Source organism: Anaerotignum sp. (assembly GCF_031981185.1).
In the GTDB taxonomy this organism is placed as follows: domain Bacteria; phylum Bacillota; class Clostridia; order Lachnospirales; family Anaerotignaceae; genus Chakrabartyella.
Genome location: NZ_DALYUL010000004.1, coordinates 52,969 through 56,521, shown reverse-complemented (window position 1 = coordinate 56,521; position 3,553 = coordinate 52,969). Strand labels below are relative to the sequence as shown.

General features: G+C 41.2%; 3 protein-coding genes. All 3 read right to left on the bottom strand.

The features are described from left to right. A partial coding sequence (locus RTK36_RS03130; RefSeq protein WP_312044247.1) for a CNNM domain-containing protein occupies positions 1 to 569 on the bottom strand: 569 nt, incomplete at its 3' end. A 74-nt stretch (positions 570 to 643) separates the two neighbouring features. Beyond that, positions 644 to 2,551, bottom strand: a complete 1,908-nt coding sequence (locus RTK36_RS03125; protein WP_312044245.1) for an ABC-F family ATP-binding cassette domain-containing protein — start codon at positions 2,549 to 2,551, stop codon at positions 644 to 646. Between the two features lie 218 nt (positions 2,552 to 2,769). Then, the coding region (lgt, locus tag RTK36_RS03120; protein WP_312044243.1) for a prolipoprotein diacylglyceryl transferase at positions 2,770 to 3,553 on the bottom strand (784 nt) is incomplete at its 5' end.

The following is a 3,553-nucleotide window of genomic DNA, read 5'->3' as shown; positions in this document are numbered from 1 at the left end:
TGACTAACGTTAACAATGGTTTTCAATTCAGCCTCTGTAATTGTAGGAAGCTTCTCATCAGGATTATGCCCAAACAAACGAATTAACGAACTGGTTACCGCACTCAAAACCAAAACCACAGGGCGTAGCACAAAAACAACTGCAGCAATTATATTTATCACAACCAAAGCTGTTTTTTCCGCCTGCTGTGCCGCAATGGTTTTTGGGGTGATTTCTCCAAAAATCAAAATAACTACTGTAATAAATGCCGTTGCAACGGTGGCACCACTGCCTGCATCCCCGTGAAACAACTGAATTGCCAAAGCCGTTGTCAGGGCGGATGCGCCATTGTTTACCAAATTGTTGCCTACAAGGATAGAGCTAAGCAATCGATTGGGATCATCCAAAAGTCTGCTGATCTTGTCTGCGTTCTTTACTTTTTCCTCCACCATATTACGAAGACGAATCCTGCTTAAAGAGGTTAACGCCGTTTCAGAGGCAGAAAAAAATGCAGAACAACAAACTAAAAATAACAAAAGCCCTATCAGGTACGGACTGGCACCGTCCACTAAAATCACACTCCATTTCAAAACAACCACTTATTATCATATTTTATAACTCAAATTACCACAAAACCCGTCTGTCGTCCAGAGGAAAATATAGTTCAGCTTCTCTCACCACGATTTTTCTCTATTTCTTCCGCCAACTCTGTCAGTTCCATCCAACGCTCCATCCTGCTTTCCAGCATAAGCTCTAAGGCTTCCTTTTCCTGAGATAGCCGTTGCAACTCTGCATAATCTGTGGTACAACCTTCCATAACTTTGTTCATCAACCATATTTTCTCTTCCATTTTTGCTATTTCAACCCCTATTGTATCATATTCACGTTGGTCTTTATAGCTCATCTTTGTAACAGGACTTTTTTCTTTTACTGTTTCCACTTTTTGAGGTCTAACGACCTCCACTGTCTTTGGTACTTCTTTCTCTTTTGCCGCCTTGAAGTCAGAATAGCCCCCTTCATATTGCTTAATCCTGCCATCCCCAAGGAATGCAAAAATACGATTCACCGTTTTATCCAAAAAATATCTGTCATGGGATACAGCAATAACCGCTCCCTGAAAATCCTGTAAATACTCTTCTAAAATCATCAAGGTTTCCAAATCCAAATCATTGGTGGGCTCATCCAAAAAAAGAATATTGGGAGCACCCATTAAAACTCTTGCCAGATAAAGCCTTCTTTTTTCACCGCCAGAAAGCATAGAAATGGGGCCTCTTTGCATATCTGCAGGAAATAAGAATTTTTCAAGCATTTGAGATGCACTGATTCTTCCATCCCCTGTTTGGATATACTCTGCCACCTCACGAATATAATCCAAAACCTTCATGTTTTCATCCATGCCATCATTCTCTTGAGCGAAAATACCGATTTTTACGGTTTCCCCTCTTTGAACCATGCCACTGTCTGGTTGAAGTTTCCCCACCATAATCTTTAATAGTGTAGTTTTACCACAGCCGTTGTCTCCCGTAATACCGATACGGTCGTCCCGTAGTACAATATAGCTAAAATCTTTAATATAAACTTTCCCATCATAGGCCTTTGAGATGTTTTCCAATTCTATGGTCTTTCTTCCTAAGCGGCTTCCAATAGAGGATAGAGCAACGTTCTGCTTTTCCTCCGGTGCCTTTATTGCAGATACCTCATCAAAACGCTGTAACCTTGCTTTTTGCTTTGTTGACCTTGCTTGGGCGCCCCGACGTACCCATTCCAGTTCACTGCGCAAAAAGTTTTGACGTTTTCTTTCTCCCGCCGCCTCAAGCTCTTCCCGCTCTGCTTTCAGTTCCAAAAAGTTGGTATAATTACCTTGATAAGAATAAAGCTGTCCTTTATCCAACTCCATCGTCCGATTGGCAACACGGTCTAAAAAGTATCTATCATGGGTTACCATTAATAAAGCTTTTGCATATTTCTCCAAATGCTTCTCCAGCCACTCCACGGTGTCGTGGTCGATATGGTTGGTAGGCTCATCTAATATTAAAAGCTCCACAGGCGCAATCAACGCCGCCGCCAACGCCACTCTTTTCTTCTGTCCTCCGGAAAGGGTATCTACCCTTTGCCCAAAATCTAAAATTCCTAAGCGGGTCAAAATATTCTTGGCTTCGCTTTCCAATGACCATGCCTCAGCCTTATTCATTTCCTCTGTCAGCCTTGCAGATAATGCCGCCATATTTTTATCCTGAGGGTTTGCATTCAACTGTTCCAAGGTCTCCTCGTATTCCCTAACCAAGGAGAGTTTTGGATTATCACCAGCAAAAACATGTTGTAAAATTGTAGCTCCCGGCGCAAATTCCGGATTTTGAGAAAGATATGCAATTCTCATTCCATTTATAGTAATCACTTCACCGCTATCGGCGTGTCCAACACCTGCCACAATTTTTAATAATGTGGATTTTCCCGCACCATTGACACCAATTACACCAATTTTATCCCCTTCATGAATACTAAATGAAATGTCATCAAAAATAACCCTTGTTCCGTAGCTTTTACGAATGTGCTCTGCAGTCAATAAAACCATTTTGCTTCCTCCAATATGTAAACCTCTGACCAAAAATCCAGAGGCAAAAATCCCATCTCGCGTATCTAGGATGCTAAAATTCCAAGAGATATTCTCTGAAATTCATTTTATAATGGCTTTGCACCTGAAAGAGAATTTCTCCTCTTTTGTGATTCCACTTGAAAACCAAGGTTTTCGAGCATTCCTAAAAGTTATATATTTAATTCCATAGAAAGAAATTAATCTTCTTTCTTCTCTTCATTCTCCACAGCGTTGCTACCTTCCATAGTTTTGAGTGCAAGCTTTTCCTGCCGTCCTTTCCATATCAGAAAAGCTGCTGCCGCTACAATAAATATTGCCGATAGCACCTGAGAAACGGCAAATCCTCCCCATTGGAGCTGATCCGTACGCAAACCTTCAATCCAGACTCTGCCCAAGCCATAGCCAAGAAAATACAACCCAGCAATTTCACCGTGAAACTTCTTCCTGCGGCTCACAAAAATCAAAAGAGCAAATACACCTAAATTCCATAAAGATTCATATAAAAAAGTGGGATGTACCTGTATATACTCAACACCATTGATCTTTTGTAATTGACGCAATGTGTTATCTGAAATATCGCCAAGGCGTACCTGAGACAGCTGATAGCGCATAGCAAATAAATTGTTTGTAAAATCACCAAAGGCTTCACGGTTGAAAAAGTTCCCCCAACGTCCCAATACCTGCCCTAAGACCAAGCTTGGTGCAGCAGTATCCGCCAACTGCCAAAAATTGATTTTTTTAATTTTAGAATATATTAACGCTGTTAAAACACCGCCGATAACACCACCGTAAATGGCAAGACCGCCCTCCCTGGTGGCAAAAATCTTTATGAGATCACCCTTGTAGGTATCCCAAGAAAAAGCAACATAATATAATCTGGCACAAATAATAGCGAAAACCAATGCATATAGAGCAAAATCTAAATAGGTATCGGGGTCCTGCCCCGTTCTTTTCGCTTCATGCATGGCTAGTATTAGCCCT

What these genes read in the sequence shown, in the direction of transcription:
- RTK36_RS03125 (WP_312044245.1), bottom strand. Translation starts at nt 2,551, where the DNA reads ATGGTTTTATTGACTGCAGAGCACATTCGTAAAAGCTACGGAACAAGG.